This window comes from Pseudomonas sp. J380 (assembly GCF_009827115.1).
GTDB lineage: Bacteria > Pseudomonadota > Gammaproteobacteria > Pseudomonadales > Pseudomonadaceae > Aquipseudomonas > Aquipseudomonas paracarnis.
In genome coordinates this window covers 4617777-4636050 of the sequence record NZ_CP043060.1, presented here as the reverse complement: position 1 = coordinate 4636050, position 18274 = coordinate 4617777, and the positions used below count along the sequence as shown (strand labels likewise).

The window sequence follows — 18274 nt, the reverse complement described above, 5'->3', positions numbered from 1 at the left end:
CATGGACAACAACCGCACTCTGGAAAAAATCAAAAAGTGCCTGGAGATGGCCAAGTCCAAAACCAGCAACCCGCACGAAGCTGAAACCGCGCTGCGCCAAGCGCACAAGCTGATGGAAATGTACAACCTAGAGGTGGGTGACGTACTTGCCAGCATGGCGAGCGAACACACGATCCTTGCGGGCTCGGAGGGTTCGCCTCCTGTCTGGCGTGTGCGTCTTGCGCAAGTCTGTGCAGATGCGTTCGGCACCATGATCCTTATTTCCAACCCTCAGTGGAGTGCTGCTCGCTTCATCTTTATTGGCTGCTCAGCCGCGCCGGAACTGTCCGGCTACGCATACCAAGTGCTGGCTCGTCAGCTACAAAAGGCCCGTCGTGACTTTTTGGACACACAAAAACGTTGCAAGCGCTCTACGAAGGTCGCCCGAGGGGATGCCTTCGCCAATGGTTGGTTGGATGCAGTTCACAGCAAAATCCAAGCGTTTGCGGGCGTAGAAGACAACATCGCCGAAGCGATTGACGCCTTCATGAAAAAACATCATCCAGACGTAAAAAGCGTTGAACTCAAGCGGCGCAAGGTCAAAGCGCGCAATGAAGGCGCCGGTGACGCGGGCTATGAAGCGGGCAAGTCCGCCCAACTGCACCAGGCGGTGAATCACCAGCCTCGCGCACGCTTGACCATGGGGATTTAAAAATGAACGCCATGGAAACGAAGTACGACACCCTGGTAGTTGAAGGTATGAATAACGAAGTGCCTCGGGTCATTGGTGAGCTGCGTGTGGCGGCGTGGTCTTCAGGCCACGCCCTGGACGAAAAGCTCGAAATGGAGGACTTCATTCGTGAGCTGTCTTACGGCGACGTTGAAGATCCGCAGCAGGTTGCTATTGAACTTATGGAACGTCAGAAATGGGCATGACCAGCACGGGGAAACTTTCAGCCGGTGTACTGGAGTTCCTGGCGATCTGCGATCAATGCCAACGGCCCCGTAACACTGGCAATCACGCTAAGTGCAGCAAGATCCGGCAACGGATTCATGCCGCTCGTAACCAGCAGAACGGCGATGCACGTTCGATGAATGGAGGTGATCAGTGAAAGCCGCGCCGTCCAACCCGAACCGCCTGCGCCTGATCAAGCTGATCCACGTTGCTCGGCGCGACCTGCGCATGGATGACGATACCTATCGCCTCCTGTTGGCTGGCATGAGGGAATTGGACGGCGCTACGTCCACCGCTAACCTGAGCGTTCCAAACCTGATCAAAGTTTTGGAACAGCTCAAGCTGCGGGGCTTCAAGGTTCGTCCAAATAAAGAACAGAAACGACCATTGGCTGACGACGTGCAGTCGAAGAAGATCCGCTCACTATGGTTAGAGTTGCACGACCTTGGGGCGGTGCGTGACCCATCTGAAGCTGCACTGGCCAAGTTTGTACAAGGCATGACCCGCGTCTCAGCACTGCAATGGCTAAGTACTGCCCAGGCGAGCCGAGTTATTGAGAACCTGAAACAATGGATGGGGAGAGTCCAGTCATGAGCACAATTCGAGGAACTGACCTTCTAAGCGAAACCATCGAACCGATGGCGAAAGTGATTCAAGAAAGCTTGGGAGTGAGCAATGAGCTGGCCGAAGCGACGAGCGTAGAAATCACCACGCTGTTTGCTCACCTTTGGGGTGGTCAGGTTGTCTATGTTCCCAAGGGTGTCAGTATTCAAGCGTCGAGACTTCACCAAAAGATCTTCGACGACTGGACTGGTCGCAATCACCACGAGGTTGCGACCAAGCATGGCGTTTCTGTCCAGTTGGTTTACAAGGTGGTCAAGCGTATGCGACTGGCAATCATCGCTCGCAACCAACGGGACCTGTTTGAACCACCTGAAGACTCATCGGACAATGAGTAAGAGGCAGGACAAAGGAGCATCGTCGGAGGTATGCTAACCCCCGGTCAGCGACGATTGATCGGGGTGCTTTCAAATTGCACTGGCTGCAAATCTATTTCAGAACTCCGCTCACTATGGACCACTATGTCCCGGAGTATCTCGGGTTTACCTCACACTCCCCCTAGTATTTATCCCAGTCCTAAACAGTTGGCGGCGTGGTGCGCGATGCCGGTACCCAGGTCGATCACATCGACAACAAGCGGTACAACATCGCACCGAGCTTGACCTGGAATATCGACACCGATACCAAGCTGACCTTGCTGTCACAGTTCACCCGTGACGATACCGGCACCACCAGCCAGTTCCTGCCGATCCAGGGCACCAAAATCAAATCACCGCTAGGCGAGGTTTCCCACCACAAGAACCTCGGCGACCCGGACTACGACTTCTACGACCGCACCTACTACGCCTTGGGCTACGCGTTCGAGCACCGCTTCAACGATACCTGGCAATTCAAGCAGAACCTGCGCTACACCAAATCCGAATTGGCGTTCCAGCAACTGACGGTAGGCTCGTTTGCCTTCTCCCCCGCCGACGCCAATGGCGACATCAGCCGCTCTTCGACCAATGTGGACGAGGACATCAGCCAGTTCGCAGTGGACAACAACTTCCAGGCTGACTTCGCCACTGGCGACATCTCCCACACCGTGCTGCTGGGCCTGGATCATCAACGCACCGACACCTCGTACCTGGCGATTTTCGGCGACGGTGGCACCACGAACATCTTTAACCCGGTCTATGGCCAGCCGATCGTGCGCCCGGCGCGCTCCACCGCGTTCTACGATTACAACCAGAAAACCGTGCAGACCGGCCTTTACGTGCAGGACCAGATGGCCCTGGACAACTGGCGCCTGACTCTTGGTGGTCGTGAAGACTGGGTGCACCAGGGCACCACCTACTTCAACAAGAACGACGCGACCAATACCGACCGCAGCAAGAATTTCAGTGGCAATGCGGCGCTGAGCTATGTGTTCGACTCGGGCTTTGTCCCCTACCTCTCGTACGCCGAGTCGTTCCAGCCTGCGAGCAACGCCAGCGTCGACCCCCTCCAGTCGTTCAAGCCGACGGAAGGCAAGCAGTGGGAGTTGGGGATCAAATACCAGCCACCCGGCTCCAACACCCTGCTGAGTGCGGCGGTCTACGACCTGACCCAGAAGAACGTGCAAGTCACCAGCTTCCAGTCCGGTGGCGCCTCCGTGACCGACCAGACCGGAGAAGTAAAGGTCAAGGGCCTGGAGCTGGAAGCCGTGTCTGATGTGACCGAAAACCTCAAGGTCATCGCGGCCTACACCCTGGCCAAGTCCGAGGTGCAAAAAGGTCAGTACAAAGGCAACCGCTTGCAACTGATGCCTAATCAGCAAGCGTCCTTGTGGACCGACTACACCTGGCACACCGGCGCACTCGACGGTTTCGGTATCGGCTTCGGCGCACGCTACACCGGCAATACCTATGGCGACCAAGCCAATACTTGGGCCGGCAAGGCCAACGCCTACACCGTGTTCGACGGCTCCGTGCATTACGACCTCGGTCGCCTGGACAACAGCCTCAAGGGCGCGTCGGTGAAAGTGAACGCGACCAACCTGTTCAACAAAGACTACATTTCCACCTGTGATGGCTCCTATTGCTACTTCGGCGACCAACGCAGCGTCGTCGCCAGCGCCACCTACCAGTGGTAATCAGCTGAGCTAACCACCAGGCCGCCCAACAGGGCGGCTTTGGTGCATCTGAAGGCTAGACAATGAAAAGCAAAACCATCCGCCGCTGGTCCTTCATCCACACCTGGACCAGCCTGATCTGCACCGTATTCCTGCTGCTGCTCGCCCTCACCGGCCTGCCGTTGGTGTTTCACCACGAGATCGACCACCTGCTGGGCAATGAGCCCGAACTGGCGCAGATGCCTGCCGATACGCCCCGGCTCAACCTTGAGCAGCTTGTGGCCAAAGCCCAGGCCCATCGCCCCGGCGAGGCCATGCAGTACCTTGCCTGGGACGAAGACGACAATAACGGCGTGATCGCGATCATGGCGGCCACAGCCGGTACTGAGCCGAACTCGTCGCACACCTTCATGCTCGATGCACGCACTGGCGAAACCGTCGAAATGCCGTCTGCCAATGGGGGCTTCACTCTGTTCCTGCTGCGCCTGCATGTGGATATGTTTGCCGGCCTGCCGGGCAAGTTGTTGCTGGCGTTCATGGGCCTCCTGTTTGTGCTGGCGATTATCTCGGGCACGGTGTTGTACCTGCCCTTCATGCGTCGCTTGAAGTTCGCCACGGTGCGCCAGGACAAGTCCACCCGTTTGCGCTGGCTCGACCTGCACAACCTGATCGGCGTGGTCACTTTGACCTGGGCGCTGGTAGTAGGGGTAACCGGCGTGATCAGCGCCTGCGCCGACTTGATCATCGCGGCGTGGCGCGAGGACAGCCTCAGCGCCATGATCGAACCCTACAAGAACGCCCCGCCGCTGACCCAGCGCGCGCCCGCCACAGAGCTGTTGAGCATTGCGGCCAAGGCCGCGCCGGGTATGGAACCGGACTTTATCGCCTTCCCCGGCACGCGTTTTTCCAGCGAACATCACTACGCCGTGTTCATGAAGGGCAGCACCCACCTGACCTCCCATTTACTGACACCGGTGCTGATCGACGCCAGCACCCTGGCCGTCACCGCCATCGCCGAACGGCCGTGGTACATGGATGCCATGGGCATGTCCCAACCCCTGCATTTCGGTGATTACGGCGGCATGCCGATGAAGATTTTGTGGGCGGTGCTGGATGTGCTGACCATCATCGTGCTGGTGAGCGGCATTTACTTATGGATCGTACGGCGCAAGGCGGCCAAGGTATGAAGCCACGGCAGTCGAATTTCTGGAAGGTCTTTGCCATACCGCTGGGGATTGGCCTGCTCAGTGCCGCCGGGTTGTTTGCGGCGTTGCTGGGCGATGGGTGGTGGGATTCGTTGAGTTGGATCGGGCTGGGCATACCCGCGGCCATTGCCGTCTACAAACTACTGTAGGAGCGAGCTTGCTCGCGAAAAACCTGAGAGCACCGCGTTAAACCAGGCGAGCTGCGTTATCGTTGGCGTTATTCGCGAGCAAGCTCGCTCCTACAGAGGAATGCCCATGTCCGCCCCCAGCATGACCTTGTTCCACAACCCCGCTTCGCCCTTCGTGCGTAAAGTGCGCGTGCTGCTGATCGAGACCGGCCAGCAGGATCGTGTGGCCCTGCACGCGTGCCTGCCCACGCCGGTCAACCCGGATGCCGAAGTGCTGCAAGGCAACCCCGTGGGCAAGATCCCGGCCCTGCGCCTGGCCGACGGTTCGGTATTGCACGACAGCCGGGTGATTCTCGATTACCTCGACCACCAGCATGTCGGCAACCCGCTGATCCCCCGCGCCGGCTCGGCCCGCTGGCGGCGCCTGACCCTGGCCTCGATGGCTGACGGCATCATGGATGCCGCCGTGCTGGTACGTTACGAGACCGCCATGCGTCCGGTGGAGAAACACTGGGACCAATGGTTGGACGAACAGCGCAACAAGATCCGCCGCGCCCTCGCCGAACTGGAGCGGGACGCCATTGCCGAACTGGCCAGCCACTTCGACATCGCCGCCATCAGCGTGGCCTGTGCCCTGGGCTACATAGACTTTCGCCACCCGGATCTGCAATGGCGCATAGATAACCCCAAGCTCGCCGCCTGGTACGCCGAAGTCAGCCAGCGGTCTTCGATGCACCAGACCCAACCCCCGGTTTGACCAGCCCCCTGTAGGAGCGAGCTTGTTGTGGCGAGGGAGCTTGCTCCCGCTCGACAGCGCAGCTGGAGCCGGCTTTATCAGGGGCGCTTCGCACCCCAGCGCAAGCAAGCTTGCTCGCCACAACAAGCTCGCTCCTACAGTGAAAGGTGGCGTTGGTGAGGAAGTCGACCATCCTCGCTTTCATCTGCTGATCTTCGCGCAATCCGATCATTGCCCTTGCTCCACCTTGCGTTTACCCACCCCGTACCAATCCAGCTTGCGCGTCAGCACCATCACCGTGCCCAGCAGGCCAAACAGCAACAACGAGCCCATCAACAGCGCGTAATCCTCGGCACTGAGCAAGCCGTACAGCAAGCCATACAACGCCGCCAGCCCGGCCGAAAACCCCACACCGTGGGCGACGCTACGCAGCACATGGCATACGTAGAAGCCGATCAACACCACACAGGCGCTGGCGGATATCAGGTAGGCCAGGGCAAAGCCCAGATGCTCGGACAACGACAACAGCAGCAGGTAGAAGAACGCCAGCGCCACGCCCACCAGGGCGTACTGGATAGGGTGCACCGCCAGACTCTTGAGCACCTCGAAGAGAAAGAAGCCGGCAAAGGTCAGGGCGATAAACAACAGCGCATATTTGATCGCCCGATCGCTCTTGAGGTACTGGTCTACCGGGTCGATGAAGTTCACCCCAAAGCTGCGGTTGCTGAAGTCTTCACAGCCTTGCCCGTCCAGGCAGTTCTGCAGGGCTTGTTCGAGGTTGGTGGAGAAGAATGTCGTCTGCCAATTGGCGCTGAAGCCCTGGTCGGTCACCTCACGTTGAGCCGGCAGGAAGTTGCCGACAAAGCTCGGGTGCGGCCAGTTGGACGCCAGTGTTACCTGGCTGGTCTTGCCCACCGGCACCACTTGCAGTTGCTCGGTGCCTTGCAGGCGCAGGTCGAAGGCGAACTCCAGCACGGCGGGTTTCTTGCCGTCCTGCGCCGGCAGCGTCACATGCACGCCCTCGCCCAGCCAGTCGACTTGGGAGCCTGGCGAGAACTCCAGCCGCTGGTCACCCAGCTCCAGTTTCAGCGCGTTTTCAATACCACGAATATCACTGATGCCCACCGCCAAAAACGCTGGTTCAAAGCGGTAGTCGGCGAAGTCTTCGGTGATCCCCAACTGCGCAGGCAAGTCGAAACGCCCGCTGATACGGTTGTCGGCGTGGAACAACCGCGCCTGATAGATGCCCCGTGAGCGCAGTTCGGTTTGCACCTTGCCGTCGAGCTCAAAACGGTCCGGCAGGAAATACAGACGGCCGCGTTCTTCACGGGTTTCTTCGTAGCGCTTGTTGAGCTTTTCATTGAGCTTCCACTCGCGCACGGTCTTGCGATACGGCACCACCATCACCGGCCCGGTGAGGCGCTGGGCAAAGCTTGAGCTGCGGGCAATGTCCATCAGTACGCCGTCGCGCAGTTGCTGACGGTCGCTGATGATGCCGTTGATCATCAACAATGGAATCAGCAACAGCAGGATCAGCAGCGCAATCGCGCCCAATTTGAAAAGCAGGTTGCGGTTCATGGGTCTCTCCCTGTTTTGATGGGGAGAGTCTGCCCAGTGGGTATGGGAGATTTATGTGGGCAATGTGGAGACTGTGTGGAGATGCAGCACCGCTTGCACGCCGCCCGGTACGTTGCCGATCTGCAACGAGCCGCCGTGCAGCTTCATCACCTCCTCGACAAAGTTGAGCCCCAGGCCCGTACTTTTGCGCCCGCTGGCCGGGCGCGGCAGCGAGTAGAAGCGCTCGCTCAGGCGCGGCAAGGCGTAATCGGGAATCGCCTCCGCCTGGTTGAACAGGCTGACCTGCACCTCGTTATGCCGCACCTGCGCGCTGAACCGCAGCGTGCCGCCGGGAGGGGTGAAATCCAGAGCATTGTCGAGCAGGTTACCCAGGGCCTGGCGTAGCAGGAAGGGTTCGCCAAACACCCGCACATCGGCGGCGATGACCTGCTCGACGTGCAAGCCAGCGCCTTCGGTCCGCGCACATTGAGCCTTGAGCACATCCTCAACCAGGGCAGCCAAAGGAATGCTCGACTGCTCTTCCAGACCCTGGCGCTGCTCCACCTGGGCCAGGTTCAACAGGCGTTCGATCAACTGTTGCAGGCGCGCACTTTCGCTGTCGATATTGCCGACAAACCGCTGCTGCTGCTCGCGGCTCATGTCACCCTGCAACAGCTCTGCTGCACCGCGAATCGCCGCCAACGGGCTCTTCAGTTCATGGGTCAGCGTATGCACGTAGCGCTCTACGTAAGCCTTGCCTTCCAGCTGCGTGCGCATGTGTTCCACGGCGGTGGATAACTGCTTGAGCTCGCCGCCGCGATAATGCGGCAACTCGGCGCGGCGGCCCTCGCTCACGGCTTCGGCATAGGCGGTAAGGCGCCTGAGGGCCGCCGTCAGCCACCATGACAATAGCGCGCCCAGCAGCAGCCCCAGGGTGACCAGCCCGGCGCCGTACCACAGCAGGCGCCGCTCGGTGCGATCCACGTAGGGTTGCAACGAGCTGTTGGGCTTGGCCACCGTGACCACGCCGATGATCTGGCCGTTATCGCGAATCGGCGCCCCCACGTGCATCACCGATGAGGTGGGGTCGTCTGCATCGCTGCGGGTGGAGCGCGCACCGTATTCGCCACGCAGGGTCAGGTACACGTCGTTCCATTTCGAATAGTCCTGGCCCACCGCTTCACCGCTGGAGTCGAGCAATACCCTGCCCTTGGCGTCGGTCACGTAGATGCGATGGTTGACCTGGTTTTTCGGCAGCCCCCAGATCACCGCACCCGGCTGACGGTTGCCATAGGCCTTGAGCAGCTCGGGCCAATGGCTCTGGCCGAGGGTGCCGTTTTTAACGTCTGCACGCAGGATTTCAGCCAGCAGGTTGGCGGTGTCCACCAATGTTTCTTCGGTGGACTGGCGCACGCCGGGGCGGATTTCCTTCATCACGGTGTTGAGCACGAAGTAGCCGGTCAGGCCGATAAACAGCGCATACACCAGGAAAATCCGCAGCCCAAGACGCATCAGCTGTGTCTCGGGCTGTAGCTATAGCCAAGGCCACGATGGGTCTGGATCGGCTCGGCATCCGCCGCCACGCTCCTGAGTTTGCTGCGCACACTCTTGATATGGCTATCGATATTGCGCTCGTAACCGGCATCAAAGGGTACGCCCACCGCGTCCAGCAGTTGCTCGCGGCTGAACACGCGCTCGGGTTGGTCCAGCAGACTTTGCAGCAGGCGGAACTCATGACGCGTGAGACTCAAGGGTTGGCCGCGATAGAGAATCTGCATGCGTTCCAGATCCACTTGGAACAGGGTTGGCGCCACACCCGGGCCGACCCGCTTGAGAATCACCCTGACCCTCGCCGCCACTTCCCGCGGGCTGAAAGGCTTGACCACATAATCGTCGGCACCGATCTCCAGCCCTACCACCCGGTCGATCTCAGCATCCCGTGCGCTGAGGAACATCACCGGCACTTCACTGAAGCGGCGCAATTGCTTGCAGGTTTCAAAGCCGGTGATGTCCGGCAGGCCGATGTCGAGAATGATCAGGTCGGCCGGGGTCAGGCGCTGATGTTCCAGCGCCGCCTGGCCGAGCGTCAGCCAGGTGGTGGTGAAGCCCTCGCCTTGCAGGGCAAAGATCAGCGTGTCGGCTATTGCCGCTTCGTCTTCGACAATCAGGATGTGCGGCATGGGTTCAATCAGCAGTCCGGTTTGTCGGCAGTGTAGCGACGTGCCGGGTTTACCGCAGCGCCAAATTCACGCAAGGCCTTGGCGCCGATCAGCAGCGGGTAGTTGAAGCTGCTGCGGTCGGTGAGGTTGACCTCGACGGTGCGCTTGACGTCGCCCAGGCACATCTCCAGATCGATCACCGGGCGCTTGGCCACACTGGCTTCGTCCTTGTCATCATCTTCGTCGGCGCGGCTCTTGATCTTGCTGATGCGCGACACCTTGTGCTCATAGACCTTGTTACCCGCGTCTTCACCGCCGAGGCGGAAGCGCACCCAGTCATCGCCGTCGCGCTGAAAGGTTTCGATGTCGCGCGCCGACAGCGAGGCGGTCAGCGCGCCGGTGTCCATCTTGGCCTTGAACGTCTGGCCGATCTCCGGCAACTGGATGTATTCGTAGCGACCGTAGAGGGTCGGTTCGGCGGCCATGACAGGCACAGCAACCAGGGCGAACGCGGCAAGGAGCAATTTCACGGCAGGATTTCCTCGAAAGAAGTGGGCGGAGTCTAGACCGCAAACACAGCACTTAGTTGGATGACCGAGCATATCGCGCACAGTGTGAAACATTCGTCGGGCAATTTGCGATTTGGCCTCTAGACTCACCTTGCTTATCATGGCCCGCCCACAGAATTCCAAGAGTTGCTTATGCGCCGCCTGCTCACCGGCTGTCTGGTTACACTGCTGCTGTTATTCAACACGCTGATCCTGATCGGCCCCTTGATGGTCTTCGCCCTGCTCAAGCTGGTGGCGCCAGGGCGCTCGCGTGACTATGCCTCATGGGCGGTGATGTGGATCGCCGAAACCTGGGCCGAGATCGACAAGCTGATCTTCGCCGCGTGCATCCCCACCCAATGGGATATTCGCGGTGGCGAAGACCTGCGCGGCGATACCTCTTACCTGGTGATCAGCAACCACCAATCCTGGGTCGATATTCCCGCGCTGATCCAGGCATTGAACCGGCGCACGCCGTTCTTCAAGTTCTTCCTGAAAAAAGAACTGATCTGGGTGCCCTTCCTCGGCCTGGCCTGGTGGGCGCTGGATTACCCCTTCATGAAGCGCTACACCAAGGCGTTCCTGGCCAAGCACCCGGAGCTGGCGGGGCAGGATTTGAAGATCACCAAAGAGGCCTGCGAGCTGTTCAAGCGCCAGCCGGTCACGGTGGTCAATTACCTGGAGGGCACGCGGTTCAACGAGGCCAAGCGCAAGCAGCAGGCGTCACCGTTTACCCGATTGCTCAAGCCCAAGGCGGGCGGCGTGGCATTTGTGCTCGCGGCGATGGGCGAACAACTGGACGCGATCCTCGACGTGACCGTGGTGTATCCGCAGCAAAAGATTCCGGGGTTCTGGGACTTGATCAGCGGCGCAGTGCCGAAGGTGATCGTGGATATCCGTACCCGCGAACTGGACCCGGCGTTGTGGCAAGGGGATTACGAGAACGATCCGGCGTTTCGCCAGACCGTCCAGAACTGGGTCAACCAGCTCTGGATGGAAAAGGATGCGCGCATCGAACAACTGCGCCAAGAACCTTAGCTGCCGGTGCCCCAGGCCTGAGCCAATTTGCCCAGCACGGAACTGCTGGCCCCCTCGCCGCCCAGGTATTTCAGGATCACCGGGGCAAACTGGCCGACCATGCCGCTGTCCATGCCCAATGCGCTGAAGGCGGTGTTCAAGTCATTGGTGCTTTTCACGTTGCCCAACAGGCCGTCCAGGCCGCTGGTCTTGCTGCCACCGGTTTGGCCGAGCATCCCGCTCAGGGCTCCGAGGCTGCCCAATGCGTTATTACCTGACAACTTGTCGAGGCCCGGTACAGTGCTGCTCAACTGCGAGAAGTCGTTGCCGCTGAGTTTGTTCTTGGCCAGGCCCAGCATGGCGCCCGTGCCGCCCACTGCTTGCTCGGGGGTGATGTTCAGTTGCGAGGTCAAGGCCGTCAGCAGGTCGGCCGTCTCCGAGGTGGGCGCGGCGGCGGCAGCCTTGTTGTTGCCACCCTGCATGCCGGAAATGGCATTGGCTGCATCGCCAAGGCTGAAACCTGCGGCGAACACCGGGCCGGCGGCCACGGTCAACAGGCAGGACAGGGCAAAACCGCGTGAAATCTTCATCGAAACAACCTCTGGGTATAGGGGTAAACGCAGGCGTTGGACTGGGTATCCCGTCGGTTGTTCCGGAGCCCCTGAGGAACCCATCGGGGATAAGCGGGTCCATGAACTGACTACAAAATTTGTCGAGAAGAGACTTATGACTGCGATCCAACCCCCAGTGATTGAGCACAAGCCTGCGTTCTGGAGCCGCCCTCGCCTGTTCATCGGCGCCTGCGTGGTGGTGGTTGCCGGTATCGGCGGCGCGCTCTACACCCAGGACAGCGTCAAATCCGCGGCGACATTGGTGACCACGACCCAGCAGCCAGCCGCACAAATCATGGCCCACAAGGATTACCTGGAAGTGCAGCCGATTGCCTCCACGGCGCCAGCACCGGACCAAAGCCTTGAACTCTGGGCGATTCCCAAAGACGGCACACCGGTATCCCTTGGCCTGCTGCCGGAGGATGGCAAAGGCATCATCGGCCTGAATCCGCGCCAGCAAGAAAGCATCAGCAAGCCGGTGGAGCTGATGGTGAGTTCGGAAACCAAGGGTGGCTCGGTGAGCAAGCAACCGACAGGGCCGACGGTCTACCAAGGCGCCCTGGCCACGCGCTAATCACCGGCTGACACTCGGTTTAAATGTAGGAGTGGGCTTGCCCTGATGCCGATCTGTTAAGCGAACGCAATGTTCAAAGCAACAAAGATCAAATGTGGGAACTGGCTTGCCTGCGAAAGCGATAATGCAGTGACTGACACATCGCCTTCGCGGGCGAGCCTGCTCCCAGAGATGGTCTCATTTGCAGACTCACCGGCCGACCCGTTGCATGTCCCGTAACCTGCTGTAGCAGCTTCCAAGGAACCTAACCCGTGTAACGCCCCACCCAGATCGGCCTCCCAACGCAGAGCAGGGAGGACTACCTCGTGGACAAGGAGTTATAACGATGATCGGATGGGTACCTAATCTCTTTTCCCTAGTCACCGCCTACAACCTGCCAGCCAGCAACGCAGCCATCGACACGGGCCAATGCCCTGCCGTCAGCGACATCCATTCAAAACCCTACACAGACCCCGACCTGCCGCCGCCCTATGGCGAGGGCTATCAGTATTCAGCCCAAACCCAAGGCAAAACATGGACGGGGCAAACCGCCGGGACCAACGATGATTTTCTGGACCCGGAATACGCACTGCAGGCAGAAGCCATCAACGTGCGCGACGGTAAGGTGCACTGTGATTACGGTGGAAAACGTTTGATAAAAAACGGTGAGGTGGCCGATCCCTATTTGCGGTTGACGGCGCTTAAGTGATGCAAAGGGCGACTCGCAGGTCGCCCTTTGTTTGCTTGCGCATCAACTGGCAGTTTCCAAAGAACCTGTAGAAGCGGGTTTGCTGGAAATAGCAAACCTCAGACAAGTCCTACTTAACTAACAATAGAAAACTATCAGACTGCAGCCAACCCGTTCTAACAACAACCAAGCCACGGGCCAGGCCCCTCACGAAGTGCCGAAAACAGCAATGAATTTTTCGGAGAACGACATGTTTAAATCCTTCTTAAAACCCGGACTACTTGCAATTGCGCTGTTCGGCCTTCCGGCCGTTGCAAGTGCGAGCGGGTTAGCGAGCGCTATCGGCACCATCACTGTTCCGATTGGAAACTCTTTCTCAAATCAAGCTGTCACTGAATCAGCATTTTCTCATTCATGCAGCACTGGGAAGTTTGTCGGCTACGTTCAAGGCGTTATTGCCGGTAGCGGAAGTACCATACATTACGTGCGCGTAGACAGGTACCGAATTGTGAAAACCGACGGGCACACCGACAGAAGCAAAGCCAATGTCAATATCAAGACCGTCAGCCGAAATGGAACCCGCGTGACAAAGTCAGCAGATGCCATGAAGCAGGACAGGCAATGGCATGATTTGAAAATGGCCAACTATAACCCCGGTTTGCGAAGTGCGGAAATTGAGATGATATTTGATAAGTCCGGGTCCGACCCTAGATGCTTTATCTCGATCTAAGCCGCTGATTGTTCGCCGCTGGTGCTCTTGCATTTACAAAAGCACCGGCGTCAGGCACCTAGCCAAATGAAAAGACAACTCGCACACGGTTTTTTGTTTGCATGCGAACAGTCAAATACATTGTCGCCATCCCGCCTCTTTTATCGAACATCCTGAACTTCAAATGCTCGTGATCCCTGCCCCCCCGCTCGCCCTCTCGCTGCAGGGCGTATGCAAGTATTATCAACTTACCAAACAGCCCATCTCAATTCTTGAGAACATAAACTTGCAGATAAACGCAGGTGACCACTGTGCCGTGCTTGGCACTTCGGGCTCAGGTAAGAGCACATTACTTAACATACTCGGCCTCTTGGACCGGGCTGATGAAGGGCGGTATGAGTTTTACGGACACGACACATCCAAGGCGACACCGGATCAACTGGCCGTGTTACGCAACCGACACCTAGGCTTCATCTACCAGAACTTCAACCTGATGCCACGCCTCAGCGCACTGGACAACGTCGCCTTGCCTCTCTCCTACCGTGGCCTTGGCCGGCGAGTAGCCCTGCAGCGTGCCATGCACAGACTCGACCAGGTCGGCCTCAGCCACCGGGCACATCACCTCCCCGCCGATCTGTCTGGCGGCCAACGACAGCGAGTCGCAATTGCGCGAGCTCTCGTGGGGGAGCCTTCCCTGATTCTCGCGGACGAGCCCACTGGCAATCTGGACAGCCGCACGGCAAACGACATTCTGCAATTGTTGCTGGCAATCAATCGTGAGCACCGCGTCACGCTGATTGTCGTCACCCATGATTTAGACATCGCCGCGCGCCTGGACAGACAAATCTTCGTTCAGGACCGAACCCTGCGTGAGCACGAACCGTGTCAGAACTGATGAGCGGCGGGAGCCAAACTTTTCGCGACCTGATACATGACGTCAGAACAAACCTGCGGACCTTGGGCAAACGCGCAGTGCTCTCCCTTCTCGGCGTCGTCATGGGGAGCTGCTCGGTGGTCGCCCTCATCAATATCGGTCACAACGCCGCCGAAGAAGCCGCTGCAATCTTCCAGGGAATGGGTGTCGATACACTAGTTGCACAGGTTTCAAATGCCGCAGATACGAGGCAAACCTCGCCGCTGCCCGCAGGCATTACTCAACTGCGCAATAAAGTCCCTGATTTAGTGAACATTGCACCCGTTGCCCTGATGGGCAACTCAGTGACGTTCAAGGGGCGCGACATTTCTATCCAACTGATCGGCTCAACGCCCCCACTGAAACAGGCGTTGGGCTTGGAAGTGCATGAAGGGCGTTTTCTGAGCGAATTCGATGACCAAGCCACTCATGCAGTGATAGGCCGCCAGCTCGCCGATGAACTCTCCAGCGCTGGCACGCCGGTGCGCATAGGCGACACACTACGAGTGCAACATGCACTGTTCCAAGTCATAGGCGTTCTGCATCCACGGTTTGCGTCGGCGATTGCTCCGTTCGACCCCAACACCTCCATGTTTATTCCACTGCAAGGTGTCAGCCGACTACAAGCTTGGGCGCCAGTCACCCACGTTTTCGCACGTGCTCCGGGCGCGCGTCCTATGGGTAGCGTGGCGTCCGACTTCAAACACGGATTAAGACAGCTATTTCCCGGCCAGGACATCGACGTTCTGGTCCCCCAGCAGATCATCGACGGCCTGTCCCAACAGAATCGAACCTTCACCTATCTGCTAGCCGCCCTCGCTGGCATTTCGCTTATCACCAGTGGTGTCGGGGTGATGAACGTCATGCTGATGAGCATCGCGCAACGGCGTCGAGAAATCGGTTTGCGCATGGCCATGGGCGCTCGTCCCCGCGATATCCGCAACCTGTTCATGATCGAAGCACTGACCTTGACCACCTTGGGAGCATTTACCGGAGCCATCCTGGGCGTCGGCTTGGCGCTCATTTATGCCCGTGTATCGGGATGGAGCTTCGCGCTGTCGCCAATGTCGGTGCCGTTGGGCATTGGCAGCGCGATAGTAGTCGGTATGTTTTTTGGGCTTTACCCCGCCCTTTCCGCCTCGCGGCTACAACCTGTGGAAGCGCTGCGTGAAGACGAGTAGATACCTGGTGCTGACCGCAGCGTTTTTCTTGTGTGTCCAGAATGCCAAAGCCTCCTCGCTGTTAAGCGAGCAGACTATCGGCATGAGTCTGGCGGATGCCCTTTACCTTGGCCTGCGCAACAACCGTGAAATACGCAGCGCTTACTTGCAAAGGGAGGGCCAAAAATTCGACCTGCGCGTGGCTGAGGACGCGTTCAAGCCAAAACTCTTGCTCAAGAGTGAATACACAAACATCAGAAGCAGCGAAGACCAAGCTCGTCAACTAGCACTTACCCCCACGGCTACGTTGCTCGGACAGTACGGCACGCGCTTGAACGTGGGATGGACCCAGCAGCTCAACCATTCCGAGCAGGTGGGCCACCTGCGCAGCGACGGGATAAACCTGGAAATAATCCAACCGTTATTGCGCGGATCCGGCCCGGATGTCACCACCGCCCCCCTGCGGCTCGCAAGACTGTCAGAGCAAGCCAACCGCCTGAACCTCAAGGCGAATATTTCTCAAACGGTCTCCACCATCATCACAACCTATCGGGAGCTGATCAGGGCTCAGGAGCAACTGGGCATCGTCCAGGCGTCGCTTCAAAGGGCGCGGGCCTTGTTGACGGTGAACAAAGCACTGATCAACGCCGGGCGCATGGCTCAATTTGAAATCGTGCAGACCGAAGCTGACATCGCCGTCCAGGAACTGAGTGTCGAAGAAGCGCAAAACCAGCTGGATATTCAACGCCTCGCCCTGCTGCGCCTGCTGGCACTGGATTTGTCCACGAACATTCAGGCCACCGAGGCCGTACAGGCAACTCCACTGGAGGTCGATCTGCCACAAGCCATACACCTGGCGCAAGCTCAGCAACCTCAGTACCTCTCCACATTGCTCAATGGCCAGCAGGCCGCGTTGGACATGATCCTCGCCAAGGATGCCGCTCGCTGGGACCTCTCTCTGGTGGCGGGTGCCAGTCAGGTGCGTGAGCACCCAGGCACCGGCTCTGCTCGGCGCTGGGAAAGCTATACCGGCCTTCAGTTGGAAATCCCCATTGGCGACATCAGCACCCGCCAAGCGCAGACACGTGCGCGTATCAATGTAGAACAACAGCAGTTGCTAATCGCCGACGCCCGTCAAGAATTGGAACGCAACGTCAGCAACGTAGTGCGCGAACTGGGCACCCGCTGGCGTCAATATGAAATCGCCCTGCGTGCCAACGAACTGTCCACGCGCAAGCTGGACATCGAGCGCGAAAAACTCAGCGTCGGGCGCTCCAGCAATTTTCAAATCATCAGTTTCGAAAACGATCTGCGCGATGCGGAAAATGCACGTATCAACGCACTCATCGCGTATCTGAACGCCCAGACGCAATTGGACGAAACCCTCGGCATGACCTTGGAAAAATGGGAGATTGCACTTGAAGGCCCACACTGAAAAGGCCTGTCACTCGCACTATTGGCGCATAGGTTCGATGATGCTGATAGCGTTGATTGGCGCTGCATTGATCGTGAAAAAAGTTGCGATTGCGCCGCCCCCCGCACCGCAATGGGTGAGCGTGCAAACCAAGCCAATGACGCTACATATCGGCCTGGTCGGAAAATTCGAGCCTATCCAAACCATCGTGCTCAACGCACCATTCGAAGGCGTTATCCAGTCCCTCGAAGCCGAACAGGGCCAGTGGGTACAGAAAGGCCAAGCGCTTCTGAGCATGGACCCTACGCTGATCGAGCTGCAGTTACGCGAAGCCCTGTCCGGGCAACTCAAAGCCCAACGAACCGTGCACGAGTTGAACAATTGGGAAAACGGCACTCAAGTCACACGAGCGCGTCGTGCGTTACGCACCGCCGACATCTCACTGAGCAACCTGGAAGGCAGGCTACGAGAAAACCGCCATCTGTTCGAACGCGGCATTATTGCGCGCAACGAACTTGACGAACTGGAGCAGCAAACGAAGTTGCAACGACTTGAACGCAGCAGCGCTCAAAACGAGCTGAACGCGTTATTAGACGAAGGGAAAGGGCAGGCTCGGCAGATTGCCGAAATGGAGCTGACCAATGCCACGGTGAGGTACGAACAGCTGCAACGGTTGATTGCCAAACAAGTCGTGGTAGCACCGTTCACCGGCGTTATTGTTCCTGTAAATGCCGCACAAGGGGCCGAAGTAACGCCTCTCGTACAGACCGGCTCAAGGGTCAGTCAGAATCAGGCTCTGCTGGGTTTGGCCAATACCGAAACACTGAAGATCGTCACTACGGCATCCGAGCTGGATATCAACCAGCTGCAACCGGGACAGCGCGTTGAAATCCTGGGTGATGGATTTCTCGGCGAGCCGCTGCTTGGCCATGTGCAAGCGGTCGGCAACCTGGCCTTGCCCAGCGATGACCCCGGTGACAGTGCACTGTTTCCCGTCACACTGAGCGTGGCGGCATTGACGCCAGGACAGGCCAAGCGTATCCGTCCCGGTATGAGCGCACGCCTGAACATCACGGCCTACCACAATGAACAGGCCATCATCGTGGCGCCCGAAGCGATAAGCCAGGAAGGCAGTGAAATGGTCGTGATTTACCGTAAAGGCGAGGGCCAGCCGATTGAACGCCGGATCGTAGAGGTGGGCCATGCCAACGCCGAGGGCGTAGAAGTTTTTGGTCTTGCACCCGGACAGGTGAGCCTTGGCAGCTCATCGCGAGAATGATGCGCGTCTT

20 protein-coding genes and 1 pseudogene are annotated in these 18274 nt (G+C 58.6%); 16 read left to right on the top strand and 5 right to left on the bottom strand.

Annotation, left to right across the window (positions count from 1 at the left end; translation table 11 throughout):
- Nucleotide 1 precedes the first annotated feature (1 nt).
- The 8 genes and pseudogenes from FXO12_RS20925 to FXO12_RS20895 all read left to right on the top strand — a co-directional run bounded on the left by FXO12_RS20925 (nucleotide 2) and on the right by FXO12_RS20895 (nucleotide 5677).
- A complete protein-coding gene (locus FXO12_RS20925) occupies nucleotides 2-691 on the top strand; it encodes a DUF2786 domain-containing protein (RefSeq protein ID WP_060765867.1) in 690 nt (229 codons plus the stop codon).
- A 2-nt stretch (nucleotides 692-693) separates the two neighbouring features.
- Nucleotides 694-915 carry a hypothetical protein gene (locus tag FXO12_RS20920; RefSeq protein WP_060765866.1) on the top strand — a complete coding sequence of 74 codons (222 nt, stop codon included), beginning with the start codon at nucleotides 694-696 and terminating at the stop codon, nucleotides 913-915.
- A 172-nt stretch (nucleotides 916-1087) separates the two neighbouring features.
- Nucleotides 1088-1528 (top strand): gp16 family protein, encoded by a 441-nt coding sequence (locus FXO12_RS20915; RefSeq protein WP_060765864.1) that lies wholly within the window; start codon nucleotides 1088-1090, stop codon nucleotides 1526-1528.
- A complete protein-coding gene (locus tag FXO12_RS20910; protein WP_060765863.1) occupies nucleotides 1525-1893 on the top strand; it encodes a Mor transcription activator family protein in 369 nt (122 codons plus the stop codon). The genes FXO12_RS20915 and FXO12_RS20910 overlap by 4 nt, the downstream gene beginning before the upstream one ends.
- A 185-nt stretch (nucleotides 1894-2078) precedes the next feature.
- Nucleotides 2079-3608: pseudogene (locus FXO12_RS20905) on the top strand (TonB-dependent siderophore receptor); the annotation flags it as partial.
- Nucleotides 3609-3670: 62 nt separating this feature from the next.
- Complete coding sequence (locus FXO12_RS20900) at nucleotides 3671-4774, top strand: PepSY domain-containing protein (RefSeq protein ID WP_034128863.1); 1104 nt, start codon at nucleotides 3671-3673, stop codon at nucleotides 4772-4774.
- Nucleotides 4771-4941 (top strand): hypothetical protein, encoded by a 171-nt coding sequence (locus tag FXO12_RS28800; RefSeq protein ID WP_087149549.1) that lies wholly within the window; start codon nucleotides 4771-4773, stop codon nucleotides 4939-4941. The genes FXO12_RS20900 and FXO12_RS28800 overlap by 4 nt, the downstream gene beginning before the upstream one ends.
- Nucleotides 4942-5047: 106 nt before the next feature.
- The gene (locus FXO12_RS20895; protein WP_054920749.1) at nucleotides 5048-5677 is read left to right on the top strand and encodes a glutathione S-transferase; all 630 of its coding nucleotides are present in this window, start codon (nucleotides 5048-5050) and stop codon (nucleotides 5675-5677) included.
- A gap of 207 nt (nucleotides 5678-5884) precedes the next feature.
- Here the strand turns inward: FXO12_RS20895 and creD are convergent, their stop codons facing one another.
- Genes creD through FXO12_RS20875 form a run of 4 tightly spaced genes read right to left on the bottom strand, consistent with a single transcriptional unit; the run spans nucleotide 5885 to nucleotide 9902 of the window.
- Nucleotides 5885-7234, bottom strand: a complete 1350-nt coding sequence (gene creD / locus FXO12_RS20890) for a cell envelope integrity protein CreD (protein WP_057976549.1) — start codon at nucleotides 7232-7234, stop codon at nucleotides 5885-5887.
- Between the two features lie 51 nt (nucleotides 7235-7285).
- The gene (creC, locus tag FXO12_RS20885) at nucleotides 7286-8725 is read right to left on the bottom strand and encodes a two-component system sensor histidine kinase CreC (protein ID WP_057976547.1); all 1440 of its coding nucleotides are present in this window, start codon (nucleotides 8723-8725) and stop codon (nucleotides 7286-7288) included.
- Nucleotides 8725-9393, bottom strand: coding sequence for a two-component system response regulator CreB (creB, locus tag FXO12_RS20880; protein WP_054896765.1), 669 nt, complete (start codon nucleotides 9391-9393; stop codon nucleotides 8725-8727). Before creB ends, creC begins: the two co-directional genes overlap by 1 nt.
- Before the next feature lie 8 nt (nucleotides 9394-9401).
- Complete coding sequence (locus FXO12_RS20875; protein ID WP_014720226.1) at nucleotides 9402-9902, bottom strand: ATP-dependent zinc protease; 501 nt, start codon at nucleotides 9900-9902, stop codon at nucleotides 9402-9404.
- A gap of 171 nt (nucleotides 9903-10073) precedes the next feature.
- Here FXO12_RS20875 and FXO12_RS20870 point away from each other — a divergent pair, with 171 nt between their 5' ends.
- Nucleotides 10074-10958, top strand: a complete 885-nt coding sequence (locus FXO12_RS20870; RefSeq protein ID WP_034128868.1) for an acyltransferase — start codon at nucleotides 10074-10076, stop codon at nucleotides 10956-10958.
- On the opposite strand, the gene FXO12_RS20865 is transcribed toward FXO12_RS20870, so the two are convergent.
- Nucleotides 10955-11527: a DUF2780 domain-containing protein gene (locus tag FXO12_RS20865; protein WP_034128869.1), complete on the bottom strand. Its 573-nt coding sequence runs from the start codon at nucleotides 11525-11527 to the stop codon at nucleotides 10955-10957. The genes FXO12_RS20870 and FXO12_RS20865 overlap by 4 nt on opposite strands.
- Nucleotides 11528-11663: 136 nt before the next feature.
- Here FXO12_RS20865 and FXO12_RS20860 point away from each other — a divergent pair, with 136 nt between their 5' ends.
- From FXO12_RS20860 to FXO12_RS20830, 7 genes are all read left to right on the top strand, one after another.
- Nucleotides 11664-12122: an anti-sigma factor domain-containing protein gene (locus FXO12_RS20860; protein ID WP_034128870.1), complete on the top strand. Its 459-nt coding sequence runs from the start codon at nucleotides 11664-11666 to the stop codon at nucleotides 12120-12122.
- A gap of 325 nt (nucleotides 12123-12447) precedes the next feature.
- The gene (locus FXO12_RS20855; protein WP_057976545.1) at nucleotides 12448-12810 is read left to right on the top strand and encodes a hypothetical protein; all 363 of its coding nucleotides are present in this window, start codon (nucleotides 12448-12450) and stop codon (nucleotides 12808-12810) included.
- Between the two features lie 229 nt (nucleotides 12811-13039).
- Nucleotides 13040-13519, top strand: coding sequence for a hypothetical protein (locus FXO12_RS20850; protein WP_054896760.1), 480 nt, complete (start codon nucleotides 13040-13042; stop codon nucleotides 13517-13519).
- 163 nt (nucleotides 13520-13682) lie between these two features.
- Nucleotides 13683-14393: an ABC transporter ATP-binding protein gene (locus FXO12_RS20845; RefSeq protein WP_057976543.1), complete on the top strand. Its 711-nt coding sequence runs from the start codon at nucleotides 13683-13685 to the stop codon at nucleotides 14391-14393.
- Nucleotides 14394-14509: 116 nt separating this feature from the next.
- Nucleotides 14510-15592: an ABC transporter permease gene (locus tag FXO12_RS20840; protein ID WP_372241955.1), complete on the top strand. Its 1083-nt coding sequence runs from the start codon at nucleotides 14510-14512 to the stop codon at nucleotides 15590-15592.
- A gap of 4 nt (nucleotides 15593-15596) precedes the next feature.
- Entirely contained in the window at nucleotides 15597-17006 is a 1410-nt protein-coding gene (locus tag FXO12_RS20835; RefSeq protein WP_232458739.1) for a TolC family protein, read from the top strand.
- Between the two features lie 73 nt (nucleotides 17007-17079).
- A complete protein-coding gene (locus FXO12_RS20830) occupies nucleotides 17080-18264 on the top strand; it encodes an efflux RND transporter periplasmic adaptor subunit (RefSeq protein WP_372241999.1) in 1185 nt (394 codons plus the stop codon).
- Nucleotides 18265-18274: the final 10 nt, after the last annotated feature.